This is a genomic window from Bartonella sp. ML70XJBT (assembly GCF_028618425.1).
Classification (GTDB): domain Bacteria; phylum Pseudomonadota; class Alphaproteobacteria; order Rhizobiales; family Rhizobiaceae; genus Bartonella.
Genome location: NZ_JAQISX010000002.1, coordinates 169,963 through 188,970 on the forward strand (window position 1 = coordinate 169,963; position 19,008 = coordinate 188,970).

The following is a 19,008-nucleotide window of genomic DNA, read 5'->3' on the forward strand; positions in this document are numbered from 1 at the left end:
AATAGGGTTGGGTTACTTGTGTGACTCACTTCACGAGAATTTATAAGCAATCCCTTCCCTGAAGGATCACTGTACATTCTAAAAATACTTATTTTTATCAAGTTCTTAAAACAATTTTGGTTTATTGTTCTAAATAATGGTGATTTACGGCACAACAGGATAAGATAAAATCTACAAAGTTCTCTCATTTTTACATTAAAAAAGAGAAAACCAATAATTTATATCATTTTCCCATTTTCAATATTATGATAGTTATTGGTTCTTTAAAGAAAGCTTTTTAAATTGTGTTTATAAGTACAAGAGCTTCACTTGTGATATGTGGGGGGATGTTTTTTTATAGATAAAATAAGAAAATTTAAAATAAAACTCCTACGATTGTTAAATTGCAAAGCAATAAATTATCATTATAAATAAGTACCTTATCTTAAACTGATTAAACTTATTTTTTAGATCTCATTTTTATTAATACATTTTAAAATCAAAGAACTTCTTATCAAGTAAGTGACTTGGGCGTACATTCGTTAAAGCGCGAATCATTGTATCTTTACGTCCTGGCATTTGTCTTTCGATATTTTTCAGCATTTCTTTCATTGCATTACGTTGTAAACCATCTTGACTACCGCAAAGATTACAAGGAATAATTGGAAATTGCATTGCTTGAGCAAATTTTTCCATATCTTCCTCAGCGACATAGACAAGAGGACGTAACACAAAAAGATCACCTTCATCATTTTTAAGTTTTCCAGGCATAGCGGCTAATCGACCACCATGAAACAAATTCATAAAAAACGTTTCCAAAACATCATCACGGTGATGCCCCAAAACTAATGCCGAACAGCCCTCCTCACGTGCAATGCGATAGAGGTTACCACGTCGCAATCGAGAACAAAGTGAACAATATGTCTGTGTTTCTGCCAATTTATCTGTAACAATGGAATAAGTATCTTGATATTCAATACGATAGGGAATTTTATAAGAAGTGAAAAAGTCTGGAAGAATATGTTTAGGGAAACCTGGTTGCCCCTGATCAAGATTACAAGCAAGAATTTCAACAGGTAAAAGACCACGCCACTTTAAATCTAAAAGAAGTGCTAATAAGCCATAAGAGTCTTTTCCGCCCGATAAAGCAACAAGCCATTTTTTTCCAGTAGAAAGCATAGAAAAATCATCCAAAGCTTGTCGCATATGACGCAAAAGTCGTTTGCGCAATTTATTAAATTCCACACTTGAAGGAGCGCGCCGAAATATTGGATGACAATCATCTGCTTTGCTTGCCAAAAGATCATCCTCTTCGTTTTCTTCTATTGCCTGATATTCAACGGAAACATCATTCATAAGACCATATCCTGCACAAGTAATAGCTCATATTGCAAAGATAGAAATAAATATAAAGCAAGCTTACATTTAAGTTTTTTAACTTTATAAAAACAGATACGAAAAAAAGAAATGGAACTATATAAGCTTATAACACTAGAATAGTGTAATAAACTTAATATAGAACCATTTGAAAATACTTTCTAACTTCAAAGATTATAAAAACAACACAACAGTTTGAAGTTATAATAATAGAAGAGAAACAACTTTTCTCATAAAAAATTATCGAGAATAAAATTCAACGACCAAATTAGGTTCCATTTGCACAGCATAAGGAACATCTGCAAAGGCAGGAATACGTGTAAAGATCGCTTTCATATGTTTATGATCTGCTTCAATATAATCGGGAACATCACGTTCCGCTAACTGTACTGATTCTAAAACCAACACAAGTTGTTTTGATTTTTCCCGAACCTCAATAACATCACCTGGCTTACAACGATACGATTGAATATTTGTACGTCGCCCATTTACATTCACATGACCATGATTAATAAATTGGCGAGAAGCAAAAATCGTAGGCACAAATTTTGCACGATAGACAACAGCATCCAAACGCGATTCTAAAAGACCGATAAGATTTTCACCTGTATCACCTCGACGACGAGCAGCTTCCACATAAGTTTTATGAAATTGCTTTTCTGAAATATCGCCATAAAACCCCTTCAACTTCTGTTTAGCGCGCAATTGCACCCCATAGTCAGAAAGTTTTCCTTTACGGCGCTGCCCATGCTGACCTGGACCATAATCACGACGATTGACAGGAGATTTTGGACGACCCCAAATATTTTCTCCCATACGTCGATCAATTTTATATTTTGTTGTTTCGCGTTTACTCATCGCATTTCCTTTAAAATAAAACACGAGATCTGAAGATCCCAAGGAAACGCGCCCTCCTCTGCCTTTAAACATAAAAGACTGACAGAATAGCTTAACATACCAATTATGCAAAGCTATCCACGGGACACGTCAATGACAGCTATTTTCTTGAAAGAAAAAGCTGGAGTATCTTTATTGATCCCGTATCCCAAAGTCAACTCTTTTCATCAGTTTTAAGCCAAATCCTTTTAACAAATTCTCCGTTGAAGAAGTGATATTTTTCGATGTCAGCAATGCAAAATCTTGATATTTCTTTACGGGGTGCTGATGTATTTTTTTCGACAAGGGCAATAATGACCTGATATGTTTGGCGATCGCTTTTGCTGGATCAATCCAGTCAACGGACCATAGAGCTTGTTCACGAAAGAAGTTAATCAAAAAAGGATAATGCGTGCAGGCTAAAACAATAACATCAGTATATTTGCCATTTTTTTCCACAAAACATGGCAAGATTTCTTTTCTTAACACTTCTAAATTGATAGATTTTCCCCGTAAATAATCTTCAGCAAATCCAGCAAGCTTTTCACTTCCTACAAGCTTAACATGACACTGTCCAGCAAAAGAGTTAATTAATTCATTTGTATAGGCACGTTTAACCGTTCCAGGAGTCGCTAATACGGAAATAAAACCAGATTTCGTTTGCTCAGCAGCTGATTTAATTGCAGGAACCGTTCCCACAAAAAGAACATGAGGGAAATTCTGTCGTAGATCTGCCATCATCAATGTAGAAACAGTGTTGCAAGCAATTACACATAAGGCGGGATTATAGCGTGCTAAAAGATTTGTAAAAATCTTTAAAATGCGTTCTTTAAGAACATTTTCTTCCCAATTACCATAAGGAAACCCTGCGTCATCAGCTACATAAATAAATTGTATTTCAGGAATAAAAATGCGCGCTTCCCTCAACACTGTTAAACCACCAATACCACTATCAAAAAAAAGAACAGGTCGTACATCCATTAGTTTTCACACTTGTTTTTAATTTTTTGACGATCACGCTCGTTAGGGGCTCTACTCCCCCGTGGATATTGTGGAGAAAAATGATCCAATGAAGATATAACGCCTCGCAATAAGCGAACCTCAGATTCACTAAAGTTAGCACGCGTAAAAACAGAGCGTAAATTTGTAAGCATAACCTCTTTTCGTTCTCGGGGCCTAAAATACCCACGGATATCCAAAGCCTCTTCCAATTGAGATAAAAAACCATGAAAGGCTGCTTTATTTGCAGGCTCCATCTTTACTGCATGAAATGCCGTATCGCTCACATGTTCTAGACCTGCTTTCATCCATTCATAAGACATCAAAAGAACCGCTTGTGCAATATTAAGTGACGCAAAAGCAGGATTAACTGGAAAAGTGATGATTTCATCCACAAGGCTAATTTCATTATTTTCTAGTCCCCATCTCTCTCTTCCAAAGACAATACCTGTTTTATGTCCGATATTCTCACGCTGACGGAGTACATTTGCTGCTTCGACAGCACTTTTTACAGTTTTAAATCCGCATCTTTCACGGGCTGTTGTCGCAAAAACATAATGTAAATCTGCAATTGAATCACGCAATGTGTCAAAAATCACGGTGTTGTTAATGACATGATCAGCTTTACTTGCTGCAGCTCTAGCTTTTTCATTTGGAAATGTTTCTCGAGGTTTGACGAGCCGAAGCTTAGAAAGCCCAAAATTTGCCATTGCCCTTGCGACCATGCCAATATTTTCTGGAAGCTGCGGTTCAACTAAAATAATAATGGGTCCATTTGTTAAATTTTCACGATTCTTATTCGTTCCAGCCATCAACCTTACCTAGTTTCATTTAACGATTTCTCTCTCCACTATTTTTTTAACGTAACCTTCTTCACAGTACTCTAATGTTGCTTAATAATAAATTATAGGCAATGTTATCCTTCCATTCAAAGAGTATAGATTTCTCTCATAAAAATTTTAAAAGCCATTAAAGTGAACGATGAAGTTTATAACAATTTATATAAGATATCATGGCGTTTTTTACATCAATTTTATTTTTTAAATGGGAATAGCTCTTACAAATCATAATCTCAGTTGAATTATGAAATTATAAATCCTAAAAAAGAAATATGTACTTTATTCCCAAACTTTTTCCTGCAAAGCTTATCCGTCGTTATAAACGTTTCCTTGCAGATGTTAAACAGGATGACCAACACATCTTCACTGTGTCGGTACCAAACACAGGATCAATGCTTGGATTGACAGCTTCCAACGCCAATATTTGGCTTTCATATCATAAAAATACCAAGAGAAAATATGCCTATCAATTAGAAATTGTCGAATCTGATAATACTTTAGTTGGTATTAATACCGCTTTACCTAATAAACTTGCATTAGAAGCAATTCAAAACGGATTGATACCTGAATTAAGTGGATATAAAACAATTTTAAAAGAGCAACGCTATGGAACACAATCGCGCATTGATTTTCTTTTACGGGATGACATTCTTCCTGATTGTTACCTAGAAGTCAAAAATGTCCATTTTATTCGTAAAAAAGGATTAGCAGAATTTCCAGACAGCGTAACAAAACGAGGAGCCCATCACCTTGATGAGCTCATACAGGTCGTACAACAAGGAAAACGAGCTGCTATGCTTTATATTATTCAACGAGAAGATTGTGCAGCTTTTACCATCTGTCATGACCTTGATCCACTCTATGGACGTAAATTTGATTTAGCATTAAAATCGGGGGTAGAATGTTATGCTGTAAAATGTCAGTTAAGTGTAGAAGGTATTTTTCCGATTGAGAGAGTAAAAATAGAAAACAGAAAAAACAATGATTGAATATATTGAATATAATAAAGCCCCTTTAAAATTTAACGGGAAAATTCGCATTTTCGATGACTATGCTTTCGCTAAAATGCGTGAAGTTGGTCGTATTGCTGCAGAATGTCTTGATGCACTTACGGATCTTATTAAACCTGGTGTCACTACGCAAGAAATTGATGATTTTGTATTTACTTTTGGTGCCCAAAAAGGAGCTCTTCCTGCTGACCTAAATTATCATGGATACAATCATTCATGCTGCACATCTATCAATCACGTTGTCTGTCATGGTATTCCTAATAAAAGACCCTTGCAAGAAGGCGATATTGTGAATGTTGATGTGACCTTTATTCTTGATGGTTGGCATGGTGATTCAAGCCGGATGTATCCTGTTGGAAAAATTAGACGTGCTGCAGAACGCCTTTTACAAATAACCTATGAAAGTCTTATGAGGGGCATTGCTGTCGTTAAACCTGGAGCAACGACAGGGGATATTGGTGCTGCCATTCAACAGTATGCAGAATCTGAACGGTGCTCAATTGTGAGAGATTTTTGCGGACATGGTATCGGTCAACTGTTTCATGATACCCCCAATATTCTTCATTATGGAAATCCTGGAGAAGGAATCGAATTAAAACAAGGGATGATCTTTACAATTGAGCCTATGATTAATCTTGGTAAGCCACAAGTTAAAATTTTATCTGACGGTTGGACTGCTGTTACTCGTGATCGCTCTTTGACAGCACAATATGAGCATACAATTGGTGTCACAAATGAAGGGTATGAAATATTTACACAATCGCCTAAAAATATCTTTTATATTCCAAATTCGCAGATCTAATCCACTGTAGAGATGTTATGGTTAAAAAAATAAATCAAAAGGAAAATATTCAAAGTACTCACTTTGCATTAACATCAAATTCTCCACCCACCCCAGTATCAGAAAGAAAAAGTAAAGAACTTAAGAGAAACATACAGCTTGATAAACATTATCAAGGACATCGTGAGCGTCTTCGAAAACGTTATTTAAAGTCAAAAGGAAATGCACTTGAAGATTATGAATATCTTGAATTATTGCTTTTTCGCACAATACCTCGGGCAAACACAAAGCCTATAGCTAAAAATTTGATAGCACATTTTGGTTCATTAGCTGATGTGTTAGGAGCTGATATTCATCGACTTCAAGAGGTTCAAGGATGTGGTCCCGCAACGGCAATTGATTTAAAAATTATTTCAGATGTTGCTGGACGTCTTGCTCGTGCAGAGTTGTTCAAACGCGATATTTTTTCATCATGGGATAAAGTATTAGCATATTGTAAAGCTGTTATGGCTCACGAAACACGTGAACAATTTCGCATTTTATTTCTCGATAAGAAAAACGGCTTACTTGCCGATGAAGTACAACAAACTGGAACCATTGATCATACCCCTGTTTATCCTCGTGAAGTTATTTTTCGAGCTTTAGAGTTATCCGCATCAGGACTTATCTTAGTCCACAATCACCCTTCTGGTGATTCTACCCCTTCTGATGCAGATATAACAATGACATACAGATTAAAAGACGCGGCAAATGCATTAGGTATTACGGTTCATGATCACCTTATTATTGCACGCCACAACCATACAAGCTTTAAAGCATTAAAACTCATATAAACCTTTATGGGGAAAAAACTTCATTCAAGGATGAATAGCCAATCAATTTTCTAAATCAATATCTAATATAGCCATTGAAAAATTATAGGATAGCTCATCTTCATCTTCATCTCGATAGATAACGCCTAAAAACTCATCCCCCATATAGACCTCACAAGAATCATCCTTTTTAGGCCGTGCTCTGACTTGCAATGCTGAGTTTTGGAATGTATTTTTTAAATAATTATCAAGTTTTTTTATTTCATCAGCATTCACTATGCTCTCCTGTTTTTTGAAACAATTTAAATAACCGCGTGTTGCGCGGATAAGACACTTATCTGATTCTGTAAAGCCAGTAAAAAAGCTTAATCTGAATATTGGCTTAATATTACATATATTTACAACTTTTTCTTTATATATTCATAAAGAACTTTTATAAAAGGAGTCTATCATTATTAAATATACTCGTATAGATAAAAAAATGGCAGAAAACTGTATATTTTAAATAATTTTACTTTATCTCCAGTTTTAGCATCTGTATTTATGAATACATATTTAGAAGAAAAATTAATCAACGATTTATAATTTTGTCCCTTTTATAAAAAATAAAGTAATAATAATTTTTATTTAAACTTAGATTTTTTAGCAAAAAATATTATTACGTCACTCAAAAACAATTCTGTTCAACAAATTTTAAATATAGTTATCTAGCTTTAAAAGAATTACATATTTTAAAAAATATACAAAATAAGTGAAAAAAACTTATGTCAAAATGGAGAAGTTTTTAAACAAGCTTTTGAGTTTATACACGAAAATATTGGGTATTTTTGTAAATGCTAAGACCTATCAAAATTTTTATTTTATAGGATAACGAGAAAGAAAATTGATAACACCTTTTTTATAAACTTTATCACCTACAGCAAGCATATGATCTCGATCAGGAATTGATAAAGCTTCACCACAAGGCAACAAAGCTGCTAATGGCTCTGCAGCACCGCCAATCTCATCTAATGAACCAACGGCAACAAGTGCGGGTTGTTCAATTTTATAAATTTCAGACGCCGTTAACTCCTGTTTTGATGTGATAATACAAGCAGCCAGAGCACGTCTATCACTTTTCGTTTGATCAGCAAATTTACGGAACATTAAACCACGCGTATTGGTAATGGTAGAGGGATCTTCCGCTAAAAGAGCCTCAGCAACAGGTTCCCAATTTCCTGCACCCGTTACCATACCAATACCTAAACCACCAAAAATAACGCTGTTCACATATGTTGGATATAAAAGAGCCATAAAAGCACTAATACGAGCTCCCATAGAATACCCCATAACATGGGCTTTAGATAATTCTAAATGCTGTAAGAGTTTGACCGCATCGCCAGCCATAGCTTGAGGTGTATAAAAGCTAGGATCATAACTTTTAACTGAATCTCCATGCCCTCGATTATCAAGAGCAATAACACGATATCCCGCTTCAGTGAGAATACGAAACCAACCCGTTGCATACCAATTCACCCGAGCAGAAGATCCAAAACCATGAATCAACAAAATAGGTGCACCTTGCCCTTCTTCTCGATAAGCAAAGCGCAAACCATCATATTCAAAAAAACGAACGTCCTCAGCTGTCATTGTTTATTACACTTTCCACAAATAACAGGATGAATAATATGTTGCCCTTTTTGTATCTGTTTTTCAGAAACCTCACCAGCATTAATCTCAAGTGCAAAAGCTGCCGGAACGCCTGAAGAAATGATTTTTTTTGAAAATGGAGAAGTGTTTTCAATAATCGATACAATAACCCCTTTAGAGTTTAAAAAAATCATATCTAAGGGCAATGGTGTATTTTTCATCCACATAAAAAGCTTTTGTTCACCTCCCGATTGATAATTTTTCTTCTGCTTAAAAAGCATTGCACGATCGCGTGGAAAATCAGTCCGATACATTAAACCTGCTGCTGCTTGAGAGGGAGTAAAAGCAATCTCTACCTTATAAGAAACTATACCTTGGCTTGTGTGTATTTCTAAAAGAACCGAATGGACAGGAATCTCTATGGGCTCCTTCGCGACAACAACGCGCATTTCTAACATAAAAAGCATCGCCCATAAAACAATATATCCTTTTTTAAAAGGCTGTAACACTCTTGTCTCTACCACAAAAAAATTTATACTTTGTTTCTAAAATAAAAAATATCAGAGTTTAAAAGCCAAAAAACTAGAGAGTTGTTCTCTTGCTTTCCTTATTTTTTTCAATAAGTACACGCATTTTTCTTACTTAGTTTATAAACTCACAAGAGCCATAACAAAGACCCTCTATAGCTATTTATACAATAACACCCTTTTAAAAATACAAAAATGTAATGACTTCATTCGTAAAATTCAATGAGTAGCGATTTAATGTGTTGTTGCAAAAGGAAATCCTATATCTGGATAAATTTCTGCTGTCATCAAACCTTTTTCCCCTTTACCAAATCGGACAAGAACAACTTGCCCTGAACGAAGCTCTGCTAAACCAAAACGGCGCAACGTTTCCATATGAATAAAAATATCTTCTGTCCCCTGCCCACGGCTAAGAAAACCAAAACCTTTGTCACGATTAAACCACTTAACAATTGCACGCTCTAGACCACTTTCTGGAGTAACAACAACATGAGTACGGGCAGGAACTTCTGATGGATGAACTGCTGAAGAACAATCGATGGATTTCACTTGAACGCATTTTAACCCTCGCTCAGTTTTTTCCACAGCGCAAATAACTTTAGCGCCCTCCAAAGCTGTTTGGAAACCATCCCTTCGCATGACTGTAACATGCAATAATATATCAGGGAAATGAGGCAAATCAGGTACAATAAATCCATAGCCCTTACTACCATCAAACCACTTAATGACACCACTGATTTCGATAATCTCCCCACAAGTACCTATACTCTCCTCAGATAGGGAACAATCTTTTAATGCATCCTTACTCGTCATAATAACGTGATCCTGTAGCTTATAAATTGTACAATATTGATTCTCTAGGTTTAAGTAAACATTGCTCTTGTATCAACACGCAAGCCCCAAGATAAGATTTCCCCATATTGTCGTATCTCTTACACGTTAATATCAACATGAAATTTATAAAAAATATTTATAAAACTATTTGATTGTAAGCTTTACATATCCTAAAAAAGGGACCAAACAAAAAAGCTCATATAAAAGTTTTTCACATAATGATATTTTCATTAATGTGTAACTTGCGTGATGAAGAAGTTCAATATAAGGTCAAGAACAACAATTCAATTAAGGAAAATGCGCAATGCAATTGAAGAAAATCCTTACGACAATCGCCACTTTTATGGCATTTACAGCGAATGTTTATGCGAGTGAACCTATCAAAATTGGTGTTTATCTTCCATTAAGTGGTCAAAATGCCTTTGGAGGTCAGCTTGAAATTCGAGGGATCGAATTAGCCCATAAACAAGTCCCAGAAATTTTGGGACGCAAAGTGGAGCTTGTTATTATTGATAATAAATCTGATAAAGTTGAAGCGGCAAATGCTGTTATGCGTTTAACAGCAAGTGAAAAGGTAAGTGGAATCATTGGTAGCTATGGTTCTTCACTCTCACTAGCAGGTGGTGAAATATCTGAAAAAGCAAAGACTCCGACCATAGCAACTTCTTCAACGAGTCCCCTTGTTACACAGGGTAAAAAATATTACTTTCGCGCTTGTTTTATTGATTCCTATCAAGGAATCGGCATTGCAACTTATATAAGCCAAGTTTTACGGGCAAAAAAAGCCGCTATCCTCAAAGATATTTCAAGTGATTATGCCATTGGGCTTGCAAGTTATTTTACGCGAGCTTTCAAAAAATTAGGTGGTGAAGTTATCTCAAACTTAAATTATAATTCTGGAGATCAGGATTTTTCAGCTGTTCTCACACAGATTATTGCAAAAAAACCTGATATTTTGTTCATTCCATCTTACTTTTCTGAAGGTGCCATCATCATGAAACAAGCGCGTGAATTAGGAGCGAAGTTTCAAATTATGGGTGGAGATGCCATGGATAATCCAGAAACCATTACCATTGCAGGAAGTGCGGCAGAAGGTTTCTTACATACGACACTCCCCTATAGTGAGGATATGCCAAATATGTCAGCCGCTGCGCAAAAGTTTACAGAGGAATGGAAAAAAGCTTATCCTGATAAAGAGCCCAATATCAATTCAGTTTTGGGATACACGAGTTATATGATGTTTATGAAGGCCATTGAAAATGCTGGCAGCGCTGATCGTGAGAAAATTACGATTGCGCTAAGCAAGTTAAAAGATTTTCAAACGCCTTTTGGTGATATGTCGATGGATGAAAATCATAACCCTAGAATTCCTATTGGTATCATTAAAATACAGGATGGAAAACGTGTTTATTTAGAAGAAGTTAAACCTGCTTTTTAATTTAAGAATTGTACGTATTAAAATTGAAATGCAAAAATTGGTTGAGAATATTTTTCTCAACCAAAAGTTTAAAAAATCTTATTATCCTATGTAAATTAACGAATGTGGAAGGATGAGAGATGAGCACTGAAATGTTCATCCAGTATTTTTTTAATGCACTGGCATTGGGGTCTCTTTATGGGCTTATCGCTATTGGGTACACCATGATTTACGGTATATTGAGACTGATTAACTTTGCTCACGGTGATATCTTTATGCTGGGAGCCTATTTTGTTTTCTTTTCCACAATTAGCTTTATGCCTGCGTGGGCCGCACTTCTTCTTTTGTTCCTCGCTACTCTTATCTATTATTCAGTATTTATAGGTTTTAGAAGGCGTCCTTCATTTTATTGGATTGCTGTTTTTTTAATTTTTACGTTAGGGGTTGTTTATTATTTAAAAATTTCTCCACAAGATTTTACCCCAATCTGGTTTTTAGCTCTTTGTTTTTCCATTTTTATTACAAGTGCAGTGGGGATTATTGTTGATCAACTCGCTTATAAACCTCTACGTCATGCGCCGCGTATTTCGGCTCTTATCGGTGCAATTGGTGTTTCTTTTTTTATTGAAAATCTTGCTACTGTACTCTTTAGTGGTGTTCCCAAAGGTGTAAAACAACCAGATTTTCTGGTAACACCATTTTTATGGCACCTAGGATCAGAAGCAGAAGGTATCATTAGAATTGCTCCCATGTCATTGATTGTTCCCATTGTGTCATTGATTCTTATTGTTTTACTGTTATGGGTTATCCATAAAACAAAGCCTGGTCTTGCTATGCGTGCAATCTCTCATGATATTGAAACGACACGTTTGATGGGGGTTTCTGTCAATAAAGTCATTGCATTTACATTTGGGATAGGCTCAGCACTTGCTGCTATAGCCGGTATTATGTGGTCTTTACGTTATCCTCAAATTCAGCCTTATATGGGCGTTCTTCCTGGTCTTAAAGCCTTTATCGCTGCTGTTATCGGAGGTATTGGTTCAATACCAGGAGCAATGTTGGGAGGATTATTATTAGGGTTTATTGAAATTATGATTATCGCATTTTTTCCCGCGCTATCTGGATATCGTGATGCCTTCGCTTTCATTTTATTGATTCTGATTTTATTGGTATTGCCCACGGGATTAATGGGTAAAAAAAGTCAGGAGAAAATCTAATGGTAAAGTCAGCGACAACCTTTTTATCATGTATGAGTATTTTCGTTCTTATAGGTTTTTTATTCTATGCGGATAACCATTTTAATGATTATACACTTCGTATCATCAATCTAATTGCTATTAATGCAATCTTGGCAATTTCACTTAATTTGATTTATGGCTTTACAGGTATGTTTTCCCTTGGACATGCTGGCTTTATGGCTATTGGTTCTTATGTCTGTGCAATTTTACTTCTTTCCCCTGAACAAAAAGAGATGATGTGGATTCTTGACCCCATAGCTGAACCATTATCTCATCTGCAATTCCCTTTTTTTGTTGCTGTTGTTATCAGTGGTTTGTGTGCAGCAATTATCGGTTTATTAATTGCTTTGCCAATATTACGTCTTGGTGGCGATTATCTCGGAATTGCAACATTGGGTTTTGCAGAAATTATCCGCATTGTCATTACGAATGCGACATCTCTCACAAATGGTTCTTTGGGAATCAAAGGAATACCTCAAAATGCAACATTATGGTGGAACTATGGTTGGTTAACATTTACAATTCTCTTTATTGCTCTCTTACTGCGAAGCAATACGGGTAATGTATTACGGGCTATTCGTGATGATGAAATTGCTGCGAAAACTATGGGAATTAATGCTTTTTTCTACCGTAGTTTTTCTTTTACTGTTGGAGCGTTTTTTGCAGGTGTAGGTGGCGCATTAATGGCTGCTCTTATTTCAACCATTGATCCGAAAATGTTTAATTTTTTGCTCACTTTTAATATTTTGATGATTGTCGTTGCTGGTGGTCTTGGCTCAATTACAGGAAGCGTTATTGGCAGCATTATTATTACCGTCATGCTTGAATGGCTTCGTATTATTGAAAGTCCATTTGACTTAGGCTTTATACATATTCCAGAAACACCAGGACTTCGCATGGTTGTTTTCTCTCTTTTATTGCTGGTAATTATTTTATTTTGGAGAAAAGGGTTGATGGGACAACGTGAATTCTCATGGAATGGAATTTATAGCTTTTTGGTACGCAAAAAGTTTTCTAATACTGAGGGAAAGCTATGAACGACATTCTTCTTTCACTCAATGATATTGTAATGCGTTTTGGTGGATTAATTGCTGTCAATAACGTTAACATGGCCATTAAACGAGGAAGCATAACAGGATTAATTGGTCCCAATGGTGCCGGAAAAACAACAGTTTTCAATATGATTTCTGGGTTTTATGCCCCTACAAGTGGTACCATTCTTTTTGATGAGCAAAAAATTTCTGGAGAACCTCCTTATATTGTCTGCAGGCGTCATATTGCCCGAACATTTCAAAATATTCGTCTTTTCTCAGGGTTGACGGTTTTACAGAACGTTATGGTAGGCGCTCATGTCCGTCAAAAATATCCTTGGTTTTATTCGGCTCTCTTTTTTTCAAAAGCAATGAGAGAAAAAAGAGAAGTTTATAAAAATTCCATGGAACTTCTTGAACGGCTACAACTTGATCATCTTGCCAATCAATTGGCAACAGCTTTACCTTATGGTGTACAACGGCGTTTAGAAATCGCACGTGCGTTAGCCACAAGGCCTAAATTGCTTCTTCTTGATGAACCTGTTGCTGGCATGAATCCGCAAGAAAGTGAAGATCTTAGAAAATTCATAGCAAAAGTGCAAAAGGACTTTGATCTTACAATTCTTCTTATTGAGCACGATATGAAAGTGGTTATGGGGCTCTGCCAACATATTTTGGTTATGGAATATGGCTGTTGCATTGCCAATGGCACACCAAATGAAATTCGTAATGACCCAAAAGTTATTGAAGCTTATCTTGGCGGAGATGTTTATGGATATTCTTAAAATAAAAAATCTTCACGTTCATTATGGCGCCATTAAAGCTGTCCAAAATCTTTCCATGTCCATAAAAAAAGGAAGTATTGTTACTTTAATTGGAGCGAATGGTGCAGGAAAAAGCAGTATTGTACGCTCTATTACAGGACTTAATCGCTCTGTTTATGGAGAAATTACCTATAATGGTGAATCAATTATTAAAAAATCACCAGAAGAGATTTTGCGATTAGGGATTGCTCTAAGCCCTGAAGGGCGACGTATTATGCCCCATTTCACTGTTTTAGAAAATCTCCATCTGGGTGCTTATATCCGTCATGATAAACAGGGAATTTCTCGTGATATTGAATGGATATTTGATCTTTTCCCGCGTCTACGTGAAAGATCAAAACAGTTGGGAGGAACAATGTCAGGTGGAGAACAACAAATGGTTGCTGTAGGGCGCGCACTCATGAGCAATCCTGATATGGTTATATTAGATGAGCCCTCATTGGGATTAGCCCCCCTTCTTGTCCGGGAGATTTTTTCGATTATCCGGAAAATTAATGATATGGGAAAAACTGTTCTTCTTATTGAACAAAACGCATTTGCTGCACTTTCTATAGCTGATTATGCTTATATTTTAGAGGTAGGGCATATTTTATTTCACGGTGAAGGAAAAGCTATGCTTTCTGATCCGCGCGTTAAAGAAGCCTATCTTGGTGGATAAAGACAAAAAATTAAGGAAATAGAGTCCACCCCTACTCACTTTTAAGAAAGCATTTCTCATAACTGATGAGAAATGCTTTTCAGTTTGATGATTATATCCACCATTTTTCTGCACAAAATGTTCCTGCAGCTTGTTCAATAATATGTGCCATTTGAAAAATGACCTCTTCAGCAAAAGGTTTACCAATCAATTGCAATCCCAAGGGTAAAGCATTTGATGACAAACCAGCAGGAACAGAAATTCCTGGTAAACCAGCCATATTAACCGGCACAGTAAAAATATCATTAAGATACATTGCGACAGCATCATTTTTTATTTTTTCATCAGCAATACCAAAGGCAGGTGTTGGTGTTGCTGGTGTAAGAATAGCATCAATGCCTGAATCAAAACATTGATCAAAATCACGTTTTACAAGTGTTCTTACTTTTTGAGCTCTTAGATAACAGGCATCATAATAGCCTGATGAAAGAACATAAGTCCCTATCAAAATACGCCGCTTGACTTCATCACCAAAACCAACAGAACGTGTCTTTTCATACATTTCAATGATATCTTTTCCAGGTACACGCAAACCGAAACGGACACCATCATAACGCGCTAAATTAGAAGAGGCTTCTGCAGGAGCTATAATATAATAAGAAGGTAGAGCATATTTTGTATGGGGTAAAGAAATATCGTGTATTTCAGCGCCTGCATCTTTTAACCAATTTATTCCATTTTGCCAAAGTTTAATAATTTCAGAAGACATTCCATCCAGATAATATTCTTTTGGAATACCAATTTTCATTCCTTTAATTGATTGACCAAGATAACTTTCATAATCAGGAACTGGTAAATTCACAGAAGTAGAATCTTTTTCATCAAAAGAGGCCATTGATCTGAGTAAGATAGCACAGTCACGAACATCTCTAGCAATAGGTCCAGCTTGATCAAGGGATGAAGCAAACGCGACAACACCCCATCGTGAACAACGTCCATAAGTTGGCTTTATTCCTACAGTCCCCGTAAAAGCTGCTGGTTGACGTATTGAGCCACCTGTATCTGTTGCTGTTGCACCCGCACAAATTTGTGCGGCAACAGCGGCAGACGATCCCCCCGAAGAACCACCAGGAACGAGTTTTTCATTCGAGCCTTTTTTTCTCCATGGATTAATAACGGGACCATAATATGATGTCTCATTAGAGGACCCCATAGCAAACTCATCCATATTAAGTTTTCCTAGCATTACGGCACCATCTTGCCATAAATTAGCCGTAACGGTTGATTCATAACGCGGTTTAAAACCATCAAGGATATTTGAACAAGCTTGAGTATGAACACCACGGGTTGCAAAAAGATCTTTAACTCCTAAGGGAATCCCTTCTAAAAGCCGCCCCTCTCCTTTCGCCAAGCGATCCTCTGATTCAGCAGCCATTTTTCTTGCTTGTTCTGCTGTTATTGTTACATAAGCATTCAAAGTAGGATTAGCCAATTCTATAGCTTTTAAATAGGCTTCTGTTAGTTCCGTTGCTTTGAGCTTTTTCTTTATGAGAGCATCACGAGCTTGTGCAATTGTGAGAGTTGTTAAATCAGTCATATTGGTTCTCAAATTTCAAAAATATAAAAAGTTACTCAACAATTTTTGAGACAAGAAAAAAATTTTCTTCTGTAACAGGGGCATTGGCGATAATATCCGCTACTTTATTGCCATCTGTAACATGATCTTCGCGCATTCGTAGAGTCATCGGTATCAGAGATGTTAATGGTTCAACTTCACTGACATCAACTTCATTCAATTGCTCTACAAAACCTAAAACAACATTGAATTTTTTTGTCATAGGTTCTATCTCATTATCGTGGATGGCAATCCGCGCTAAACGTGCAACCCGCTTAACGGTTTCTTGATCAACAGACATACTCTTTACGCCTTTCTGTTTTCTTTTATTTGTTAATCTTTATTCTGGCTATACAAGGCTGCACTTGCAAGCGCAAGAATATTAGATAACATAAATAAAGAATATAATTATAGATCTGAAACATTAAAAAACGTATTATAATTCTTATGGCTGTTATTAATATCAATGAAGTTATGACACATCTTTTGCCTGGACAAACAATAGCAGGCTTGGATTTAGGGACAAAAACGATTGGAATTGCGATTTCTGATATGGGGCTAATTGTTTCAAATCCCCGTCCTGTACTTCAGCGAAAAAAATTCACAGAAGATGCTCGCACACTGATTAAAATTTTTGATCATGAAAATGTAGGCGTTGTTATCATTGGCTTACCTCTTAACATGAATGGAAGCAGTGGCTCTCGTGTTCAAGCAACTAAGGCTTTTGTAAGTAATATGAAAGCACATACAGAAATTCCATTTGTTTTTTGGGATGAACGCTTATCAACCATTGCCGCAGAACGTTCTCTTTTAGAAATGAATGTATCACGTACTAAAAGAGCAAACAGAATTGATTCGGCAGCTGCTGCTTTTATATTACAAGGTGCTCTCAATAGAATTCAAAACTTTCATCATATGGAAGGATAGAGAACATTGAGCAAATGCCCTGCATTATAGCGCGCAATAAGCATCCCATAAGAAGATCTCCATTGTCCACCAAGGCGGCTTTCCATATAGGCATTTGCAACGTGTTCTATATCCGTAAAACATAATGATGCAGCAGCTGCTGCATAAGCTACTTGTTCAACAAAAAATCTTCCTGCTCCTTCATTTGCCGCGGCCATATCACTGGCAGACTTAATAATTTCAATGGTACGTGGTCCTGCTGGGCCAATATCAAGAGCAATTTTTTCTAACAATTTCTGAAACAAACTCGGCGCTTTTTCAGCAATAAGAATGGCATCCTTTACCAATTGATTAGCCGAACTATTTCTCACAATTCGCGCAGGTCCATTATGCAACATTTGTGATAATGGATTGTTCTCTATAAAGCTTTCAATACCAAGTTGTGCAATAATTTCACCAATAATAGGCACAACCAATTGACTGACGTGATAAGCAATAATAGGTGTCATAATGCGAGCGAAAGCGGCTTCAGAACGGTCATTTGCTGCATTGTCAAAGGCTCGCGCTAAACGCAAAACCAATGCTTGTGAAGCAGCAATATCTAATGCAATATCTGCAAAAATACGTTCTGTTAGTGGTGGTAAAGGCTGATTTGGTGTTTTTTTGCGGAAAAAATCTATACCAAATTGAAGAGCAGCACGCAAAACACCTGCCGATATGACAGATTGATCAAAACGCATCATCGTCTCGATATCTTTAATAACTTTAAGCCCTTCTCCAGCATTTCCCAAAAGCCAGCCATAACTGCCTTGAAAATCAACAACTCCCTCTGGGGTTAAATGTTCTCCAGAACGCTGAATTAAATGACGAATCGATATCAGTCCATTTAATGCACCATTTTCCTGTATACGTGGAACAAAAAAGCAACTTAAATGACCATTTAAATCTGCACTAACAAGATATCCATCAGCTGTAGGATTAATAACATTAGTTTTTACAACATTTAAACGATACAGATCACGTTCCATATTTTCATCAAAAGAAATTTTCTTAACACTTGGAAAATTGAAAGCGTATTGTTCAATGTCATCAAAAGCACACGTTAGAGAAGCAGATTTTTTATGATCAATAGGCTTTGATGAGGAATCATATTGGCGTGACAAAAGGACATTTTGCCATTTTTTAAAGATGTCACTATCACTAATTAAAACAGCAATCGCTGCACTCGTTATAATAACTTCATTCAAATGCCCTGTTTCTAAACCAGCAGATAAAGCCAAACGAATCGCACGTGCTTGATAGCGTACCCCATTTTCTGAAGAAGTATTTTCCCAAAGTGAAGTGACCAACCCTGCTTGTCTAGAATATTTTTGAAGATCTTTATAGGAAGAATGTATTTCTAATTTTTCTACCTGTTGCCCCCATTCATCGTTATAATACAACAAAGGCTTATAATGATTCGCTAAGCAAGAAAGCTTCCATGCCTCTCGACTCGCAGTAAAATCCCCTATTTCTTCAAAGCTTGCTAGTAAAAACTTAGGTAAAGTAGAGGCTATACGAAACATAAGCGTATCGCTAAGAAATGTATTTTTTCGACGAGCATTTTGCGCAGAGACAGCACTCATAAGTCTATTCCTATATTCAAATCATTCATATCATAGACTATTTGTCTTTTTA

Annotated in this window: 19 protein-coding genes and 1 pseudogene; 9 read left to right on the forward strand and 11 right to left on the reverse strand. The window is 36.3% G+C overall.

Features of this window, described 5'->3' with window-relative positions; genetic code table 11:
- Positions 1-462: 462 nt before the first annotated feature.
- From ttcA to PVV65_RS01600, 4 genes and pseudogenes are all read right to left on the reverse strand, one after another.
- Positions 463-1,335, reverse strand: coding sequence for a tRNA 2-thiocytidine(32) synthetase TtcA (gene ttcA, locus PVV65_RS01585; RefSeq protein ID WP_273788946.1), 873 nt, complete (start codon positions 1,333-1,335; stop codon positions 463-465).
- A gap of 261 nt (positions 1,336-1,596) precedes the next feature.
- On the reverse strand, positions 1,597-2,214 hold the full coding sequence (gene rpsD, locus PVV65_RS01590; protein ID WP_273788947.1) for a 30S ribosomal protein S4: 618 nt from the start codon (positions 2,212-2,214) through the stop codon (positions 1,597-1,599).
- A gap of 171 nt (positions 2,215-2,385) precedes the next feature.
- On the reverse strand, positions 2,386-3,213 hold the full coding sequence (gene murI / locus PVV65_RS01595; RefSeq protein ID WP_273788948.1) for a glutamate racemase: 828 nt from the start codon (positions 3,211-3,213) through the stop codon (positions 2,386-2,388).
- Positions 3,185-4,043, reverse strand: a pseudogene (locus PVV65_RS01600) (RNA methyltransferase). Before PVV65_RS01600 ends, murI begins: the two are co-directional and overlap by 29 nt.
- A 299-nt stretch (positions 4,044-4,342) precedes the next feature.
- On the opposite strand from PVV65_RS01600, the gene sfsA reads away from it, so the two are divergent.
- From sfsA to radC, 3 genes are read left to right on the forward strand one after another with little or no spacing between them, the layout of a single operon-like run.
- On the forward strand, positions 4,343-5,059 hold the full coding sequence (gene sfsA, locus PVV65_RS01605; RefSeq protein ID WP_273788949.1) for a DNA/RNA nuclease SfsA: 717 nt from the start codon (positions 4,343-4,345) through the stop codon (positions 5,057-5,059).
- A complete protein-coding gene (map, locus tag PVV65_RS01610; RefSeq protein WP_273754150.1) occupies positions 5,052-5,882 on the forward strand; it encodes a type I methionyl aminopeptidase in 831 nt (276 codons plus the stop codon). Before sfsA ends, map begins: the two co-directional genes overlap by 8 nt.
- 17 nt (positions 5,883-5,899) lie before the next feature.
- On the forward strand, positions 5,900-6,694 hold the full coding sequence (gene radC, locus PVV65_RS01615) for a DNA repair protein RadC (protein ID WP_273788950.1): 795 nt from the start codon (positions 5,900-5,902) through the stop codon (positions 6,692-6,694).
- A gap of 42 nt (positions 6,695-6,736) precedes the next feature.
- Here the strand turns inward: radC and PVV65_RS01620 are convergent, their stop codons facing one another.
- The 4 genes from PVV65_RS01620 to PVV65_RS01635 form a co-directional block, all read right to left on the reverse strand.
- Positions 6,737-6,949: a DUF3126 family protein gene (locus PVV65_RS01620; RefSeq protein ID WP_005773530.1), complete on the reverse strand. Its 213-nt coding sequence runs from the start codon at positions 6,947-6,949 to the stop codon at positions 6,737-6,739.
- Between the two features lie 579 nt (positions 6,950-7,528).
- Positions 7,529-8,302 (reverse strand): alpha/beta fold hydrolase, encoded by a 774-nt coding sequence (locus PVV65_RS01625; RefSeq protein WP_273788951.1) that lies wholly within the window; start codon positions 8,300-8,302, stop codon positions 7,529-7,531.
- Positions 8,299-8,811 (reverse strand): DUF192 domain-containing protein, encoded by a 513-nt coding sequence (locus PVV65_RS01630; RefSeq protein ID WP_273754146.1) that lies wholly within the window; start codon positions 8,809-8,811, stop codon positions 8,299-8,301. Before PVV65_RS01630 ends, PVV65_RS01625 begins: the two co-directional genes overlap by 4 nt.
- Positions 8,812-9,063: 252 nt before the next feature.
- Entirely contained in the window at positions 9,064-9,642 is a 579-nt protein-coding gene (locus PVV65_RS01635; RefSeq protein WP_273754145.1) for a cold-shock protein, read from the reverse strand.
- 325 nt (positions 9,643-9,967) lie between these two features.
- On the opposite strand from PVV65_RS01635, the gene PVV65_RS01640 reads away from it, so the two are divergent.
- The 5 genes from PVV65_RS01640 (at position 9,968) to PVV65_RS01660 (ending at position 14,831) form a co-directional block, all read left to right on the forward strand.
- Positions 9,968-11,101 (forward strand): ABC transporter substrate-binding protein, encoded by a 1,134-nt coding sequence (locus PVV65_RS01640; RefSeq protein WP_273788952.1) that lies wholly within the window; start codon positions 9,968-9,970, stop codon positions 11,099-11,101.
- Between the two features lie 119 nt (positions 11,102-11,220).
- On the forward strand, positions 11,221-12,297 hold the full coding sequence (locus tag PVV65_RS01645) for a branched-chain amino acid ABC transporter permease (RefSeq protein WP_273788953.1): 1,077 nt from the start codon (positions 11,221-11,223) through the stop codon (positions 12,295-12,297).
- Positions 12,297-13,355 carry a branched-chain amino acid ABC transporter permease gene (locus tag PVV65_RS01650; RefSeq protein ID WP_273754141.1) on the forward strand — a complete coding sequence of 353 codons (1,059 nt, stop codon included), beginning with the start codon at positions 12,297-12,299 and terminating at the stop codon, positions 13,353-13,355. The genes PVV65_RS01645 and PVV65_RS01650 overlap by 1 nt, the downstream gene beginning before the upstream one ends.
- Entirely contained in the window at positions 13,352-14,134 is a 783-nt protein-coding gene (locus PVV65_RS01655; RefSeq protein WP_273788954.1) for an ABC transporter ATP-binding protein, read from the forward strand. Before PVV65_RS01650 ends, PVV65_RS01655 begins: the two co-directional genes overlap by 4 nt.
- Positions 14,121-14,831 carry an ABC transporter ATP-binding protein gene (locus PVV65_RS01660; RefSeq protein WP_273788955.1) on the forward strand — a complete coding sequence of 237 codons (711 nt, stop codon included), beginning with the start codon at positions 14,121-14,123 and terminating at the stop codon, positions 14,829-14,831. The genes PVV65_RS01655 and PVV65_RS01660 overlap by 14 nt, the downstream gene beginning before the upstream one ends.
- Before the next feature lie 91 nt (positions 14,832-14,922).
- Here PVV65_RS01660 and gatA read toward each other — a convergent pair whose 3' ends face one another.
- Both gatA and gatC read right to left on the reverse strand, forming a co-directional pair.
- Positions 14,923-16,407, reverse strand: a complete 1,485-nt coding sequence (gatA, locus tag PVV65_RS01665; protein ID WP_273754137.1) for an Asp-tRNA(Asn)/Glu-tRNA(Gln) amidotransferase subunit GatA — start codon at positions 16,405-16,407, stop codon at positions 14,923-14,925.
- 31 nt (positions 16,408-16,438) lie between these two features.
- Entirely contained in the window at positions 16,439-16,726 is a 288-nt protein-coding gene (gatC, locus tag PVV65_RS01670) for an Asp-tRNA(Asn)/Glu-tRNA(Gln) amidotransferase subunit GatC (RefSeq protein ID WP_273754136.1), read from the reverse strand.
- Between the two features lie 146 nt (positions 16,727-16,872).
- On the opposite strand from gatC, the gene ruvX reads away from it, so the two are divergent.
- On the forward strand, positions 16,873-17,352 hold the full coding sequence (ruvX, locus tag PVV65_RS01675; RefSeq protein WP_273754135.1) for a Holliday junction resolvase RuvX: 480 nt from the start codon (positions 16,873-16,875) through the stop codon (positions 17,350-17,352).
- On the opposite strand, the gene PVV65_RS01680 is transcribed toward ruvX, so the two are convergent.
- Complete coding sequence (locus PVV65_RS01680) at positions 17,337-18,956, reverse strand: acyl-CoA dehydrogenase family protein (protein WP_273754134.1); 1,620 nt, start codon at positions 18,954-18,956, stop codon at positions 17,337-17,339. The genes ruvX and PVV65_RS01680 overlap by 16 nt on opposite strands.
- Positions 18,957-19,008 lie beyond the last annotated feature (52 nt).